The sequence below is a fragment of the Streptococcus mitis genome (genome assembly GCF_023110375.1).
GTDB classification, from domain to species: Bacteria; Bacillota; Bacilli; order Lactobacillales; family Streptococcaceae; genus Streptococcus; species Streptococcus mitis_CI.
The window spans coordinates 18214-33401 of the sequence record NZ_JALDVV010000013.1 but is presented as its reverse complement, the minus strand read 5'-3'; the positions used below and the strand labels follow the sequence as shown (position 1 = coordinate 33401).

General features: G+C 40.3%; 25 protein-coding genes and 1 tRNA gene. 1 reads left to right on the top strand and 25 read right to left on the bottom strand.

The window, feature by feature from the left end; all coding sequences use genetic code 11:
* Positions 1-4 precede the first annotated feature (4 nt).
* The 15 genes from M1G12_RS08085 to M1G12_RS08015 form a co-directional block, all read right to left on the bottom strand.
* The gene (locus tag M1G12_RS08085; protein WP_247949710.1) at positions 5-1318 is read right to left on the bottom strand and encodes a phage tail sheath family protein; all 1314 of its coding nucleotides are present in this window, start codon (positions 1316-1318) and stop codon (positions 5-7) included.
* Complete coding sequence (locus tag M1G12_RS08080; RefSeq protein ID WP_247949709.1) at positions 1318-1488, bottom strand: hypothetical protein; 171 nt, start codon at positions 1486-1488, stop codon at positions 1318-1320. Before M1G12_RS08080 ends, M1G12_RS08085 begins: the two co-directional genes overlap by 1 nt.
* Positions 1481-1897, bottom strand: a complete 417-nt coding sequence (locus M1G12_RS08075; RefSeq protein ID WP_015973663.1) for a phage tail terminator family protein — start codon at positions 1895-1897, stop codon at positions 1481-1483. The genes M1G12_RS08080 and M1G12_RS08075 overlap by 8 nt, the downstream gene beginning before the upstream one ends.
* Complete coding sequence (locus M1G12_RS08070) at positions 1887-2378, bottom strand: HK97 gp10 family phage protein (RefSeq protein ID WP_247949708.1); 492 nt, start codon at positions 2376-2378, stop codon at positions 1887-1889. The genes M1G12_RS08075 and M1G12_RS08070 overlap by 11 nt, the downstream gene beginning before the upstream one ends.
* Positions 2375-2731 (bottom strand): hypothetical protein, encoded by a 357-nt coding sequence (locus M1G12_RS08065; RefSeq protein WP_247949707.1) that lies wholly within the window; start codon positions 2729-2731, stop codon positions 2375-2377. Before M1G12_RS08065 ends, M1G12_RS08070 begins: the two co-directional genes overlap by 4 nt.
* A complete protein-coding gene (locus M1G12_RS08060) occupies positions 2728-3123 on the bottom strand; it encodes a head-tail connector protein (protein WP_247949706.1) in 396 nt (131 codons plus the stop codon). The genes M1G12_RS08065 and M1G12_RS08060 overlap by 4 nt, the downstream gene beginning before the upstream one ends.
* A 15-nt stretch (positions 3124-3138) precedes the next feature.
* Positions 3139-4131: a major capsid protein gene (locus tag M1G12_RS08055; protein WP_247949705.1), complete on the bottom strand. Its 993-nt coding sequence runs from the start codon at positions 4129-4131 to the stop codon at positions 3139-3141.
* A complete protein-coding gene (locus M1G12_RS08050) occupies positions 4131-4712 on the bottom strand; it encodes a phage scaffolding protein (RefSeq protein ID WP_247949704.1) in 582 nt (193 codons plus the stop codon). The genes M1G12_RS08055 and M1G12_RS08050 overlap by 1 nt, the downstream gene beginning before the upstream one ends.
* A 203-nt stretch (positions 4713-4915) precedes the next feature.
* A complete protein-coding gene (locus tag M1G12_RS08045) occupies positions 4916-5230 on the bottom strand; it encodes a hypothetical protein (RefSeq protein WP_247949703.1) in 315 nt (104 codons plus the stop codon).
* Positions 5231-5285: 55 nt separating this feature from the next.
* Entirely contained in the window at positions 5286-5465 is a 180-nt protein-coding gene (locus tag M1G12_RS08040; RefSeq protein ID WP_247949702.1) for a CPCC family cysteine-rich protein, read from the bottom strand.
* Complete coding sequence (locus tag M1G12_RS08035; RefSeq protein WP_247949701.1) at positions 5458-7011, bottom strand: minor capsid protein; 1554 nt, start codon at positions 7009-7011, stop codon at positions 5458-5460. The genes M1G12_RS08040 and M1G12_RS08035 overlap by 8 nt, the downstream gene beginning before the upstream one ends.
* Positions 6992-8407, bottom strand: coding sequence for a phage portal protein (locus M1G12_RS08030; protein WP_247949700.1), 1416 nt, complete (start codon positions 8405-8407; stop codon positions 6992-6994). Before M1G12_RS08030 ends, M1G12_RS08035 begins: the two co-directional genes overlap by 20 nt.
* Positions 8398-9663: a PBSX family phage terminase large subunit gene (locus M1G12_RS08025; RefSeq protein ID WP_247949728.1), complete on the bottom strand. Its 1266-nt coding sequence runs from the start codon at positions 9661-9663 to the stop codon at positions 8398-8400. The genes M1G12_RS08030 and M1G12_RS08025 overlap by 10 nt, the downstream gene beginning before the upstream one ends.
* 2 nt (positions 9664-9665) lie before the next feature.
* Positions 9666-10376: a phage terminase small subunit gene (terS, locus tag M1G12_RS08020; RefSeq protein WP_247949699.1), complete on the bottom strand. Its 711-nt coding sequence runs from the start codon at positions 10374-10376 to the stop codon at positions 9666-9668.
* A 190-nt stretch (positions 10377-10566) separates the two neighbouring features.
* Positions 10567-10645: transfer RNA gene (locus M1G12_RS08015), tRNA-OTHER, on the bottom strand.
* Positions 10646-11003: 358 nt separating this feature from the next.
* On the opposite strand from M1G12_RS08015, the gene M1G12_RS09930 reads away from it, so the two are divergent.
* On the top strand, positions 11004-11132 hold the full coding sequence (locus tag M1G12_RS09930; protein ID WP_265482533.1) for a hypothetical protein: 129 nt from the start codon (positions 11004-11006) through the stop codon (positions 11130-11132).
* Here the strand turns inward: M1G12_RS09930 and M1G12_RS08010 are convergent.
* From M1G12_RS08010 to M1G12_RS07970, 10 genes are all read right to left on the bottom strand, one after another.
* The gene (locus tag M1G12_RS08010; RefSeq protein ID WP_214614759.1) at positions 11129-11548 is read right to left on the bottom strand and encodes a DUF1492 domain-containing protein; all 420 of its coding nucleotides are present in this window, start codon (positions 11546-11548) and stop codon (positions 11129-11131) included. The two genes, M1G12_RS09930 and M1G12_RS08010, sit on opposite strands and share 4 nt — an antisense overlap.
* A gap of 77 nt (positions 11549-11625) precedes the next feature.
* Complete coding sequence (locus M1G12_RS08005; protein ID WP_247949698.1) at positions 11626-12486, bottom strand: prohibitin family protein; 861 nt, start codon at positions 12484-12486, stop codon at positions 11626-11628.
* Between the two features lie 45 nt (positions 12487-12531).
* On the bottom strand, positions 12532-12666 hold the full coding sequence (locus M1G12_RS09925; RefSeq protein WP_282186134.1) for a hypothetical protein: 135 nt from the start codon (positions 12664-12666) through the stop codon (positions 12532-12534).
* Positions 12656-12895, bottom strand: a complete 240-nt coding sequence (locus M1G12_RS08000) for a DUF3310 domain-containing protein (RefSeq protein ID WP_247949697.1) — start codon at positions 12893-12895, stop codon at positions 12656-12658. The genes M1G12_RS09925 and M1G12_RS08000 overlap by 11 nt, the downstream gene beginning before the upstream one ends.
* Positions 12876-13277: a hypothetical protein gene (locus M1G12_RS07995; RefSeq protein ID WP_247949696.1), complete on the bottom strand. Its 402-nt coding sequence runs from the start codon at positions 13275-13277 to the stop codon at positions 12876-12878. Before M1G12_RS07995 ends, M1G12_RS08000 begins: the two co-directional genes overlap by 20 nt.
* A complete protein-coding gene (locus M1G12_RS07990; RefSeq protein WP_247949695.1) occupies positions 13274-13651 on the bottom strand; it encodes a YopX family protein in 378 nt (125 codons plus the stop codon). Before M1G12_RS07990 ends, M1G12_RS07995 begins: the two co-directional genes overlap by 4 nt.
* On the bottom strand, positions 13648-14139 hold the full coding sequence (locus M1G12_RS07985; RefSeq protein WP_247949694.1) for a MazG-like family protein: 492 nt from the start codon (positions 14137-14139) through the stop codon (positions 13648-13650). Before M1G12_RS07985 ends, M1G12_RS07990 begins: the two co-directional genes overlap by 4 nt.
* Complete coding sequence (locus M1G12_RS07980) at positions 14136-14396, bottom strand: DUF1372 family protein (RefSeq protein WP_247949693.1); 261 nt, start codon at positions 14394-14396, stop codon at positions 14136-14138. The genes M1G12_RS07985 and M1G12_RS07980 overlap by 4 nt, the downstream gene beginning before the upstream one ends.
* A gap of 2 nt (positions 14397-14398) precedes the next feature.
* On the bottom strand, positions 14399-14752 hold the full coding sequence (locus tag M1G12_RS07975) for a hypothetical protein (RefSeq protein ID WP_247949692.1): 354 nt from the start codon (positions 14750-14752) through the stop codon (positions 14399-14401).
* On the bottom strand, positions 14752-14916 hold the full coding sequence (locus tag M1G12_RS07970; RefSeq protein WP_247949691.1) for a hypothetical protein: 165 nt from the start codon (positions 14914-14916) through the stop codon (positions 14752-14754). Before M1G12_RS07970 ends, M1G12_RS07975 begins: the two co-directional genes overlap by 1 nt.
* Positions 14917-15188 lie beyond the last annotated feature (272 nt).

The window sequence follows — 15188 nt, the reverse complement described above, 5'->3', positions numbered from 1 at the left end:
TTTCCTAATCTGCTACAACTGTCATATACAGTTTTTCCATGCTGTCCACTGGTTTAACTTTAACGTTAACTACTACAGACTCTTTCAACTCACCACGAAGCACTTCGATGTCTTCAACTTTGAAGTCTTCAATCGCACCACGAGCCTCAAGATCTTTGAAGTAACGAATACGATTCGCCTTGAACGCTTGACGTCCATCTTCGTTGTTGTCAACTTTTCCAAGGAAATATTCAGAAAATACATGTTTTGTATCATTTCTAATATCGTCCAAGGTTCGAAGCATACGGTTTTTTTGGAAATCCTGATTAATTTCTGATGTGATAGTTACAAGTGAGTTGATATCTTTTTCAACAACTGCTCTATCACGTTTGTTCGTGAACACAAAGTGTCCTTTTTGAAGAGCAGCAATCGTCTCTGTATGGCTCAAACGACCCACAACATCAACAGAATCTTCGTACTTCTCATAAGTCAATGATTTCTCAACGCCAGCATTTGCGCTTGCTGCTGCAACCCATACAGTCGCTTTAGTCTTGTCAATAACTGTCTTGTCAGACAAGATAACGCCGTTTTTAACGTTAATAACCGCTTCACTGTCAGCGTCAGAGTCTGCAACAACCAATTGAGCGCCAAGTCCTTCGTCTTCACGCATACGTTTGATGAAGTTGATAGCTGCTTTCTTGATAGAAGCGTCTTCTACTGGCAAGGCCATATAGTTAAATTCAACTGTTTCAAGCGCCTTGAAGTATTCTGAGTAGTCTTGAGTTGACACTGTTCCGTCAGTACCACCAGTAAGTTTAGCACCAGCCACCGCTTGCAGTTCGCCAGTTCCTGAAAATTCAACTAGATCATTGTTTTTCAAGTCAGCCAAGACTTTTACAGTTTGTGAGTCCATAACAACAGTATCAAGGAACGTGACAACATCAAATGAACTTGGGTCGTCTACGTTTGTTTTGACTGTTACTGTGATGTCATTCCCACGGACACCGCTGTATTTAGCTTGAGCCGTTACGTTGTCTGAAAGGCTTACGTTTGCCTTTTCGCCTGTATTTAGACGATAAAGCAAGACTTCACTCACACGTTTGAATGCTTCATTCAGCAACAAAAGCTGTGGGCTTTCTTGCTCATAACCTAGCTTCTTAAATAGGTCTTCACCACGTCGGATTTTCATCAATTTCTTTGACTCACCGAAACTGAGTGCCAACGGTACTGTTACGACACCGTCACCGCCAAGGCGAGTCATTGCGATGTCTTTTGATTTGACGTTGATGTAAGCACCTGGTCTTACTTTATTTTGGCGTTTCCAATTTCCACCTGCCATTACTTAATCTTCCTTCCTAGTTCGTATTCTAGTTTTGCTCTTGCTTCTTCCAAACCATAAGACTCTTCTGGATCTAAAATAGCCCCCAAGATGTCTTTTTCTCCGTTGGTAAAAGCGCTACTTTCCAAAATGTCCGCAGTAGGGAACACAATTCCGTCTACATTATCCATCTTTTACCTCTTCTTTCACTTTCAATTCACGTTGTTTGATATCTTCCTCTTCTAACTTCAAGCGTGTGCTTGCGTTAAAAATACAATGCAGAACGTTGTCAACCACTTCATATTGACGGTCAAATAAATGAATCGTCGGCAAGTGTAAGAGTTTATAACTCAATTCTTCCTGCATTGCTAAACACTCGCTACGCTTTTTCTTTGGAGGAAAATAAGACAAATCCACTTTAGAACGTACTTTCACATATTTATTGGCCTCTGGAGTGTACTTAGTATCAACAACATGGATAAAAAAACAAGGCTCTTTAAAACCTTGCTCTACTTCATCCAGATAAATCCTGATGTCAGGATATAACCCCTTGATATGACTAACTAACTCCTCAACCAACCGAAAGCCTTTATTTGCCATTTCCTAACACTACCTTTCTCATAAAGCCATCATACTTATCACGGACACGCTTCTCCATATCGCTTTTAGTATCTTCAACCGTTTTATGAAGGAAAAACTGTCCTGGAACAAAGCCACCATTGACTGTCTTATGCCCGTACTCAACGTGTGGGGCATAGTAGACCTTGTTATAAACTTTCTGCTTATAAGTCCGTCCAGATACCTCAATATGGCTTTTAGACCAGCCTTTTTGCAAGGTTCCGCCTTGTTTACCATGAGCACTTGCCCAAAATTTGACGTGTTTGCCATCTTTGGTAGTGAACTCAACCCAATGATCCGTATAAACACCGACAGGTGTTCTCTCTTTTACTTTGGACTTTAGTTCTGTACCTTCGTAATTCAAGGTCTGTCTCATAAATCGGTCTACTTTCGCATGATTCACATTCCTGTTGAAGTTGTTAGCAAACTTAGCGAAACTACGATAATCAAAACTGCCACTCATGACTTGCCCTCTAGCTTTATAGCAATTTCTTGATGTGACCAATACTGACCAATAGGCACATTAGACCGTGTAAACACTTTAACGTGCCCATTTCTATCAATCACCTCAATCTTGCAACCTGCAGGGATATCATAGACAACAGAGCAAAAGAGTTTCATATCATAGCCATTGGCTTGATAGTCGCTCCCGTTCGTTGAACTATTGCTCATTTGCGAAATCCTGCAAGGAATGTCCTCTAATAGCACGCTTTCTGACATACTGGTCAAACCGTCTATCTCTTGCTCTGTATAACCTTTAACCGTCATTTTACAGTCATACAAGAAATCAAAGACTGTCTTAGCATATTCGGTCATAGTAGCTTCCTAAAACGATTCAACTGACGCTTGTAGCGCTCAAGTGATGACGGCACTTGTTTCATTCGTTGAATCATTTCATAAGGACTAACCTTTTCGATTGTCGTATCACCCATTTTGATACTTTTAACCGAAAAGTCTTCTGCGTCAGCTTTTTCAGCAAGAACACTTTGCTCCTTGACCTTGTCCAGTAAGTCGTTGGTCATGTCTATCCATACGTTCTCTAAATGTCCAGGCACACTGTCTTGGTGAATATAATTCAAAATCTCGTTTTCTGCTTGGGTTAAAGCGTAATGGAGAACTTCCATGTCTTTGAAATAATTATCCTGACGCATTTTCCGAACGCATGAGATCAAGTACATTGTGTTGTCTTGTTTCAATTCTTGAATCATATTCTGTTACCCAATCTATTTGCCAATTTTGTGTTTCAAAGCGATAATACCGATATTCTTAGGCTCGTAAACACGTTGCCAGTTCTTGAATTTAGCCAAGTCAGCATTTGATGGAGTGATGTTTCCAGCATCCACTTCTGCGCCAGTCCATTTCACGCCGTAAGGGTGCATAACAAGGGCGCGACGAGTGTAAATCATGTCGTTGCCTTTAGCTGCTTCACGAGAAGTTTCAAATGTAGTCAATCCTGATGGATTTCCTGTATTGAGACCGATTGAACCTGTGCGGAAAAGGTATGATGTATAAACATCTCCTGTTGGTGCAATACCATCATCGATAATGACACGGTAACCAAGGTAGGTTGGAATGTTGATAGTCGCAGTTGTTGGCTGGATGTATTGAATCAAGTTATCTTTTTGTAGTTTAGTGTAAACCGCTGAGTGCATAGCAATAGCAGTAACTTGATCAGCAGAATCTCCAAGCAATTGTTTAGCGTCAAGCACCATAGCTGCATCGATACCAGTAGACGCTTTTGATTGGTCTGATACGTGAGTTTCTTCAAGCGCACCTTTCTCTCCACCTGTTCCAGTAGCAAAGATACCATTCAAGGTAGCAATCAAGGCTTTTTGGTCTTCACGCAACCAGTAAGCACCGATACGGTTCAAGATAGCACGGACTGGGTCAGAACCGGCTACAATACCAGTCAATTCGTTAGCAGCCCAACCACGTCCACGATAAAGAACGCAGGCAATGTCTGCTCCAGCAGTGATTTTCCCAGTTTCTAGGGCTTTGTCGCCATTTCCGAGAACTTCAGAATCGCCAGTAAGGTCATTCCAGAAAGGCATGTTGACCAAAAGACCACCAGATGTAATGTTTTTAGAGACACGTTCGTCTGATACTGCGATACCACTTTGAACGAAAGCAGATTTAGCAGCAGTGTACTGTTGCATGTAGGCATTGTACTGTTGAGGTGTGATCGTGTCTAGAATTTTTGTAATTTCATTAGCCATTAGTTATTTTCTCCTTGTTGTTCTAAAAATTGAGTTAGGTTAAAGTCAAGATTGCTCATAGCAGTTTCCCAACTCCCTAAATTAGCACCTTGCCCATCGCCTTGGTTTGGCGTATATTGGGCTTGTTTCTCCCCGTTAAAGAGATATGGACTCTTAGCACGCTGAGCCTCGATTTGCTCAGTTAAGCCAATCAATTTGCCATCTTTTACAGAGATTTCGTCTTTGTTTAAGATTTTCTCAAAAATTTCTGCGTCTCGAACGCCAGCTTTTGTCAACTCAGCATCGATTAAGCGAGATTTGTTCTCATCCGCTAGTTTCATCTCAAGCGCTTCTGTATCTTGTTTGTACTTAGCTTGTAAGTCCTCTAGCTTTTGCTGAATATCTTCAACATCTGCGCCTTTTTTCTTCAAATCATTCAAGTCTTTGTCACGTTGTGTCAGCTGTCCACGCACGCTCTCCAATTCGCTATCTTTACTTGCCACATCATCCTTTAACTTTTGGACGGAAGCACCATACCAAGCGAAGACTTGAGAAATTTGGTCTTCAGTTAAGCCGATGTTTGCCAGTTGTTCTTTTTTCATTTTGAAAATCCTTTCCTCTACGCTAGGCTTTTTAGGTGTTCTCCATCACCAGACGCTCCGCTTTTGTTAGGACTACGGACTTGTCCAATAGTTGAACCTTTTAACGCCATGTTCAGGGCATAAGAAAACCGCCTCGATTTCGATGCGGTTAGAATTATGATATAAATAGCAGTCTATTCCTGCCAGTCAAGATGTTGGATCGCCTACTTTCTGTTTTTTAGCCATGAAAAGTCATTATCAACCAAAACCTGATAAAGAATTTTCCCAATTCGGTCTGCCTGCTCTTCTTCATGATTTATATAGCCAGCTTCAACTAAAATACCATGCGTAATTTCGTGAATAAGTGTCTGATCTTCGATTTGTTGACTAGTTGAGTCGTCTAGAACAATCCTGCATGTCTTGTACTCAATATGCCCCCATTCTCCTGTTTTTCCCTGTAAATCAGTTATTTTTTCGATTTCATAGACGATACCACCTATTTTTACCTTATCCATGTTAGGTTTATTATCACGATTCATTTCTTCAATCCTTTCTGAGTACGAAAAAAGCACTTAGATTTCTCTAGGTGCTTATTTATCTAATTGGTAAGCCTTTTGCGTAAGCTTCTTTAGCCTCCACAAGTGTCATTTTATTAGGACCGCCATCGATATTAAATGCTCCCGTATTTTGCCAATGACAAACATCACAAATATCATAAGTTTCTACTAAATTTCCACATACGGGGCAATGCACATGTTCCCATCCGTCAATCATTATTATATTCTTTTTTATAGTCGTCATAGTAATATTCCTCTCCATCATCTGGCTTAAACATAGTTGTTATTCTCGCTTTTCCTGAGGCATTTCTTTTCCCAATCGCAATTGTCCCCGTTTCTCGATTAAATCGAACTCTTCTTTCTCCAGTATCATAACCTATAATATTTTTAGAGACAACAGAAGATAATAAATTTCTAGCCAATTGTTGATATTCTTCAGGGCTTTCCGCTCCGAACTCTTTCCCATGACTTTTGAAATGTCCATTTAAAGATTTCTCAGTAGGAAACTTGGACTTTGCCCATCTGATGCGGTCTTTTAGTTCCTTATATCCCTCAGCATCATTATACTTCAAATCATAGAAGCCTGCAAATGTTTTGGGCATATTTTGAGAGCCTAAAACCTGCCTATAAGCTATGAACTGTTCCTTGGATCTGCGGACTCTGTCCTTTTCCAATCTTTCAGCTTGTAGCTTGTCTTTGATGGCAGTCTGACCATACTTATCAAGCTGCTGCTTTCGCCAATCCTTGAAGGTCTGACCACTATCTACCTCGTAGCCTTTTCCTGTTTCAATATCTCTTGCATAGCGTTTCCCACCTTTTTCTAAGGCAGGAACCGTTGTACATCGACAGTGAGGGTGCATGGTCGGGTAATTTACACCTTTCTCTGCATCCTTAACAAGAAATACCTTACCGTCTAACTCTCCACAAATAGGGCATGTGTGAACCTCTAAGGTCGCCAGATACCTGTACTTCTTGATATTGTCGTCCTGATATTCATCCAGCGTTGCCTGAGCCTGAATTCCGTTCGTTTCCGTCTGCAAAACAGTCACTGCACGATTACGAGCACGGTCGAACTCAATTGCTAGAAGTTTACTTGACTGGTCTACAGGATAACCTCGGTTTAAATCATTGGTTACAAGTGACTCTACTCTACTAACCAGTTCGTCCATGTTGCTACCCCAAACACGCTCAGAGAACCGCTTACCTTTGAAGTTTTCCTTGATTGCCTTTTGAAGATACTCTTCTTCTAGACGCTCAGGCTTGAAATTCGGTTCTCTTTTGGTCTGCTTATGGTAGTTGTAAGCACGATTTAAGTAGGTTTCTTGGTAGGTTTGCTTGAGATGTGTTTCTATTCGCTTATTGATTTTACCATTCATTTCAGCGATATCCATCTCAACACCAGCAAACAAGGCATCTGCATTTGTTTTGACCTTTATTGACCTTGACCACTCTGTTAAATCAGGATGTTTCTTAACAAAGCTAGCAATCTCTTGCTTGGTTTTCATTTGGTCAGTCTTAGTCAGGGATAACAGATAAAATGGTAATGAGTCGCTACGATTTTTAGATACCCTCTCAAACGCCTCTAAACGCCCTGTAATGCGTTTTAGTGTTCTGTGGTATAAATTATCGATGTAGTCTATTATCTCGCCGAGGTCGTCAATCTGAGCCAGCTCATATAGCAATCTGTCTTTCTCTTCTCGGTTGAGGTCATCGAGAGATTCGATGAAAGCAATCTTCTCTTCTTTATTCAGTTTCCGACTCATGCTCTACCTCTTCCATGTCGTAGAGTTTTTCAGATTGTTCCTCTTGGTCAGCTTTCTGCAAGCGTAGTTCATCCTGCCAATCTTCTACAATTGGATTTGATTTAGCTACGTTCTCTCTTGATGTGATAGTTGCAAGAGTAGAAACTACTTGAGCCATTTCTGTATCATTATTGATTGAGTTCCGTGTCCATGTTTGCTTGATTTTGAGTTTGTCGGATAACCCTAGATGTTTCAAGATCATCTTAACAAGCGTGGCATATCCACTCCTAAACTGAGTTTCCATATTCCCAGCTTTTAACTCTAAAAGAGAGTAAAGAAACTTCAAAGCAACTCCAGAACTGTTACCCAGCTTATCTGTTTCAGGGTTAACCCCTTGGCCACTAATAAAGATTTGTTTCTTAGTCCGCTCTAAAATCAGATTTCTTGCTTCGGTTGGAATGTCAATCGCAATGGTTGTAACTCCTGATTGGTCTCCCATGCCGTCGTTGTCCATCTTAATCATCTTGTAGCGTTTCAAATCTTCTAGAAACTCTTGCTTGTCCTGCCCACCGTAGTTTGTAAGAACAAAGATAACCTCTTGAACATCGTCTGTATCATTGACAAACCCACTAAAAACCTTGTCGTAAACGTCAACTAGGTCTTTGATTGGCTTCAAGTCATTGGTCTCAATTTCGTTATTCTTGAACGGAATAAAAGGAACAAGGCCAAAATCATGTTTGAAACTATTGTCGCTTGAGCGGTCTCCATTCATGGTATCAATCAAAGAGATTGCTTGGAATGTTTCTAATCCTTCCAGTGGCTTATTTTCTTCGTGCCGATAGAAAGAGCACTCTTTGTCGTTCCAATATTCGTAAACAGTGTAATTTTTACCATCTGTTTCATCAATGCTAGAGTAAACTCGCAGTACCCCAATCAACTTCTTATCCAAAGACTTTGAGTAGATAGGTATCACTTCTTTTGAGTCCACGCAAGCATATCTAAACGAGTTATCACTAGCATCTTTCCAAACGTGAAGCCAAGCGATACCAGCATTTCCTGCATTAACGCAAAGTTGCTTGCTGATACGTTCATAATCGTCTCCTAAGACGTCTACAATCTTATCATTAACGCTTTTATCGTCCACATCAAATGTAGGCGGATAGGTCAACGCATAAGCCTTTTTCTGGTCAAGCAATAACTGGTGCCAGTTGTGACTAATACGATTGTCAGCATTACGAAAGGCATTATCTTCTGCTTTCGCTTCGTTCTCAGCTCCTTTTTTATCGGCAGGCTTACGCTTTCGTTTAATATCATTCTCGTTACGATAGTATTTCTCGGCTTCAGCTGCTTGTGAGACAAACTTTCCATGTTTGACCATCTGCGACGAGATTATATTTTTAATTACTTCTATTTCCAAACAGTCATACCTCCTGACTTGAATAATACTGTATAGCAGAAATAACGTAGGGCGTCCATTGCGTGGTCGAACTGTTTGATAGGCTTGTCCTCGCCATTCGCAGAGGCTTTCTCGTCCCAGACATAAGCGTGGAACTCTTTCAACGTATTCACACAGCTCTCATGCACTGCTATTTTCTCTTGGCCTAGCATAGACCCAACAAAACGAATGCCTTCAAGGACATTATTTCTAGCTTTTTTGATTCTATACCCTCGCTTCTTCAATTCAGCAATGAATGAAGCAGCAGACGGGTCAATAATGATTCGTTCGATGTTCGTATCTCCTAGCCAAGCAGCTAGATCATCAGCGTACTCAGCGTTGGTCTTCTGTACGTTCTCGTCACGACCTGAGTAATAATATTCTCTTGTCAAGTAATACTTGCCATTGATATCTTTTTCCCACAAAAGAAAAACGGTCGCATTCTGCGTACCGTAGTCGACCGAAACATATTTGCCCAGCTTACTCATTTCTGGCAAGGTTGATACAACATGCTTATCCTTACTAAACATATCGTAGACAATACCTTCTGCAACCGTCCAAAGACCTTGAATATAGCGCTGATAGAAAACACCTTGGTATTGACTTCTATAACGCTTCTTGATGTTCTCTGAAAGAGAAAGGTTGTCGTCCATATCAAAATGCAGATAAAGCATATTCTTTGTTTCTGCTTTGTCTATCCAGTTAACTTTAAACCAATGATAAGGCCCGTCTGGGTTGCAGTTAAACCACCACTTGGAACCTGTCACAGAGCACCGCCCTGTGCCCTGGTTAACAAAGGACTCAGGCATAAGCGCTACTTCATCAAAAAAGATACCTGCCAGTGTTAAACCTTGAATAAGATCCTGTGAACTTTCGTCCTTACCACCGAAAATATAAAAATCATTCGACACGTCGCCTTTTGTGATTTCTATCAAGTTATCCGTCCGATGATAGACGTAGCTAAAACCTCTTGACTGTATCATGACCAACAACAGTTTCAAAACGTTACGATTGAAAGAGCCAATTGTCTTACCACACATGGCAAAGTTCTGATGGTTGAATGATGTCATCGCCCAGATAACAAAAGCTAGGCTCATAGAGACAGTCTTACCAGAACGGATAGCACCATCAGCAATAATGCCTTCTGATTCATGGACTGGAGAGTTCCAAAGCCACCAAGTTAGCACTTTCTTCTGCTTTTTGCTAAAAGGTTGAAATTTGAATGTATTGGTTTGCATTCTTAATCTAGCCAAGTTTCTTCAACCACCCCTTCTAGAGACTTAATAAAGCCATCGTCATGAACGTTCTCAGGTTCATTGTCAGGTAGTTTAGATTTCAGAATCTCAATTCTCAATCTCTGCTCCTCTGTAGCAAGGCTTGAGCGAGTCAATTCATCATATGTTTTAATCATATTTCTAAGTTCTGACTGTATTCTTGCAATTGCAGCTAAGGCCTTACCCTGCTTATCCCAAGCCGTGTGAACTTCATAGCTTTCTCCGCCTTTTGCTGTGCTTGCAATAAGCATAGTGGTTGTATCATCAACGTCCTGAACGTACAGAATGCGCTGGGCATGTAAAAGATTAGCATAGGTTAGCTGAATGTTCTCCCAAAGAATATCAATTGGTTGCTTATCTGCCAGTTGCTCGTATATCTCATGCACTCCTTGCGGTAGATACTTAGCAAACAGGCCGTGTTTAAGGGCATTTTGATTACCTATACTTCCGCCTTTGCTATTCTTATTGCCTTTCGGCGCTCCCCGTTTCCTTTTTGCAGTACTACATTCATCTTTTGTAGTACTGCAATCACTCCATTTATCTCTTAACTTCCAAACTGAGATAGTTTTTTCAGGCACGCCCAACATGTCACCAATCTTACGGTTAGTGATGTTTCCGTTATTCTGCTTATAAATCTCAAAAGCTTTATCTCGGTTTGGGTCTCGTGCTCTGCCCAACCTATTACCTCCTATTTGTCCGTTTTGTAAATCAAAAAAGCCACTCAAAGAGTGACTGTATGCGGTAAGTGGGTGCCTCCCCCACCAGAGCCTTATATAGTGCTATTTTATCTCTGTCCTACAGGTTAATCAGCCTAAATCTAATTACCGCCCTGTACCCCTATTGTGATAGCTACTCACAGAGATACAATTGGAACGACAGGACTCGAACCTGCCTACGTTTCAGACCCTTTATAGTCATATCGCTCCACCAACTGAGCTACGTTCCAACTGCAAGGCGACTACTACCTTGCGTGTTAATTAGTAATCAATTTGAAAGTTTTCCTTTTTTATTTTTTGTAGTCTTTACAACCTCTGAGGGAATCAAACCCTCTAGCTTATAACTTATCCGGAATATAATTAGCTACGCAACCATGCAAGGTTCAGTCGCTACTGCAACCATTTTTAAGTTAATGAGTGATATATGAATGCTAAGCCTACTGCCTACCCCATTCTGGGACACAAACACTCAAATGGCGATGCCCGGAATCGAACCAAGGGAAACATAGGAGAGAAACCACTTACCTGTCACCGCCAAAACGAGGCCGAAACCTCGGAAAAATATAATAAAGTATAAAGGAGACGTCAATGAACGAAATAGAGGGTGGGGCTCGAACCCTCAATGTCCTTTACGACACCCTGATTTCAGGTACCTCTCTTTCAATTCTTGACACTACCATTCTAACAGATTTTAGACTTCATGCGCATTCACTTTAGCTCACTTTGTCTATGATTGTCTCCTCTAGTTCGGACTCAGCCTGTTTGCGTAATCTGTAATAAGTTGCCTTACTAATTCTCAAATTGTCGCAAATATCCTCAATGTAAGTCTTAGTAATGTAAGTCATTCTAAGGACAGACCTACTTTTTGGATTTTTAAGCCTGTTGATCATTCTACCTAATTCAAGTTTTCTGTTAATAACCTCTTTAGTATCCTGCTCTATAGCCTCTTTCATCACGACAAGCTGAGTATAGACATCATCAACTTTTCTAGTCTGTCCACCTTGGACTTTGACACCTGACCACTTAGGACTTGAGAGCAAACCTGCCTCAAGCTCATTGATTTCATCTATACGGCTTTGGATGTCCATGTCCAGATCCTGCAACTCTTTCAAGAGTTCTTTAGCCTTGTTCACTCTCTGTCTCCTTTGTGATATAATAGTCTTTGCGAGAACTATTAGCTGAGACAGAGGGTGTCTTGGCTTTTTTTATTTTATTCTTTATTCGCGATCACACTACCTGCGTTGACAGTGACCCAGCCATGTTTCTCTCTGGCTTCTGCTTCTTTCATCCGGATAAGATTATCTGTGATTGAATCTGACTTAGCTTTGTTGGCCTTGGCTTCACCTTCTGCTTTGATGATACCTGCGTCTGCTTCTGCTTGAGCTTGAACTTTTTTAGTATCAGCTTCAACTTTAGCCTTTTCCTGTTCTTGTTTTGCAGTGTCGATTTCCTTTTGTTTTACAGATTCATTTTTGATTGCTGCTTCAATTTCATCTCCAGCATCTTGATCTGTAATTGTGAAAGAAACAAACTCTAAATCATAAGACTCAAATTTTTCCTTGAGAGCCTTGTCAATCATTTCATAAACTTCAGTACGCTTGTCACCCAGCACATCATAGATATCGTAACTACCCGTTACAGACTCGATTGCCCTTTGCACTGCTGGAGATACTACACTATCATTTACTGTTTTCAAGGTAGTGTAGTTAGAGAATACCGTCATAGCTTTCTCCTTATTGACACGATATTTCACATCGATATTGGTGTTGAGCCACTGACCATCTTTAGTCTGAGTCGTGATTTTCTCCATTGTTTTTGTTTGAACAGATGTAGATAAGGTGTAGACTTTGTCAATAAATGGCATTTTTAGATGATATCCTGTTTGCAGGGTATTTTCTTGCACACCTCCAATTGCGCTAACTTTAACTCCAACTGTATTAGCTGGGATACGTTTCACAGCTGTGAGACGAAAAATCCCAAGTGAAGCAATTGTTGCAACCGTAATGATACCGCCTTTAGCAAGTTTTGTAAGTGTAGTTTTCCCTGTTTCATGATTGTATTGTGTAAACATTGTTTTTACTCCTTTTTTAAATTATTTTCCCATCAAAAACTAGTGTTATTGTACCTGTCCATCTTTATACTTAGAGGTCAGCGCACGACAATCTGAGCCCAATTCAACGCCCTCAACTGTGATACTGCGCTTTATCTTGTCAACATTGATGATTGTTCCCATTGATGTTTTAATTCTCATGTTCCATCTCCTCGATTAGCCAGTCAAGGTTCTTACGTGCTTTCTTCAGATCTTCAAGACCGTTTTTCTTCTGGAAACGAAGCATATACTTGATTGCATTGCCCCAAAAGAAAGCAGACACTCCAGAAAGATCCCCAACGAAGTTATGCACAACCTCGATAGCCTCCAGACCGTTTGCGCCTTGGTAGTGATTTGGTTTGTTTACGTTGTCAATTATTTCTGGGTTCATTAGATCCCCTCTCTTTTCTCATTTCTTCAAGCCTTTCTTGTATCGGGTTGATGGTATTCAATTCTTTAAGCGTTGGCCACATTCCGCCTACAAGACAAGAAATGTTTCTGACTTCGTTGATTTGTTTAGGTGTTTCTTTAAAATCCCACCATTCAGAACCATCATATTCTCCTCGTTCTAACCACCAGCCTTTGCCAACAATAGCTAAATCAGTAGGAACGTGAGCTGCACCGTATCCGCTATGATAATTAGCTTGCTTGGCAAGTCTCTCAAAATTTTCTTTAGTGATTTTAAAGTCTGAGCCTTGAATATATCTGACACCCTCAAACGTTTTGCCATGGTCTCTTAAAACCTCTAAGGTCTCCTCCCAAAGATTTGTCATTCCTTATCCTCCAAAAGATCTCTGTTCTCATACACATTCCCTACGACCTCGCAATCAGCATGTCGTAACCACAATTCACATCCGTGTTGTTTGGATTCAAGGCGATACGCTCCGCCATAATGTCTTACAACCTCGTAATAAGTCGGTTCAGAATAAACATCCTTGGCCATTTTGACTATATCCCCCTCAAAGATTTCCTTACCGTTCTTGTCTTTTAGTCCTGTCGATTGCATGAGAACTAAATCTTCTGCCGAAACCATGTAAGTAATTCCATCCCCAATACAATATAACTCATCCTCTAGCCAACTGATGTGGTCGATATAATTATCCATTTTCTGTTCTTTCTTCAACCACGCTCTATATCTTGGTATCATACCAAATCCTCCTCTTTGACAAACGTACCGTCAATCCAACGACCCTTGCGGTCTTTAATTTCTTGATAGGCCAGTTCAAAACATTCTTCAAAGCTATAACCAAGGGCATAGCTGATTGATTTTAAATAGCAGATTGATTTTACTAGATTGTATCGACAGAAATTCTCACCATTTTGGTTGTGATACAATTGAAACTCGCTAATGTTAGTACTCAGCCATTTAAAATATTCCATCACATCTTCATTTCCGGTGAAACCTGATTCCTCAAAAATCTCCTGCACATCCTCTTTAATCAACAAGCCTAGCCCGACAATCACGACTGCGCAATCTCCGATACTGTCCTTGGTCAGCTTCTCATTCTTCTTGAGATATCCTGCGCATAGTTCACCGAACTCCTCGCTGAGTTTGAGTGACTGCTTGTCTAGTCGTCCACCATTTTCAAGGTCACGGTCAATAAACCATTGTTTGACTTTGTCTATTGTGTTCATAGTAACACCTCATCTCCAACTTTCACTTTCTCATACACGTCCTTCGTAACCACGAACACACCGTAGTCACGAATGGTAATCGTGTATAGTTTCCCATGTCGTCCTTTTTCGACGACTTTACCGAATATATTAGCGCCTTGATTATCGGCTCGATAGATGACCATCGGGCGCTTTTCTTCTAATTTTTTAATATGGATACTCTGCCAGATATTCAATCCAGCAGACAATAAAATCCAGATAGCTATGAATCGTTTCATGTTCACTCCCTGTAATTATTGTAAATTTCAATAGCTGGAATTGATTCATTATCAATAGCAGAAGTAATTATTAGCTCGTTTCCAACTTTTTTCTGAAATTCTAGCAACTCCTCTATCGAATTAATTTCGATAAAATGCCCCTCTGCACCGTTCGGGAATTCTCTTTGTATTCGACCTTTAGACGTTTTATGATTAACTCCTTTAGAAAGCCAAGTGCCTTCTGTCCTAGAAAATCGCTTATCAAATTCTTCAAATGTCAAACAGGTTCTAACTTCTCTTTTTGTGTATTTTTTAATTTTGGTGTTAGGAATTTGATTTTCAACCCACCCGCTTGTGCTTGTTAGTAAAAATTCCATCACTCCACCTCCTTTTCTACAGTAATCGTAAATTCACGGTCATTTATGTTTAAAGGTAGAACTGCCCCTGTTTTTGAATCGTCTTTTAGCAAATCCAATACAATTTCTAAAACTTGCTTACCTAAAATCAATTGTGTCTCTAAAATATTTTGCTCATCTGCCATCACTTTACCTCCTTGCTCTTAATTTCTCCAGTAAGTCTATTTTCTAAAATGTGACTTGTATAGCAAATATCGCTTTTATATGTATAGTGATTAACAGTTTCTTCAACCCATTGATTTTTAGTGTACGGATATCTGTTTGGTCGTTTCAATCTGTGACCTCTCTTCCGTGTTCTTTCAACCATCTATGGAATCCTTTAATAGCGTCTTCACCTTTTTTTAATTTGAAAATCCCACTGTACTTGTCATCGCAATACTTACAATAATCAGTGAAT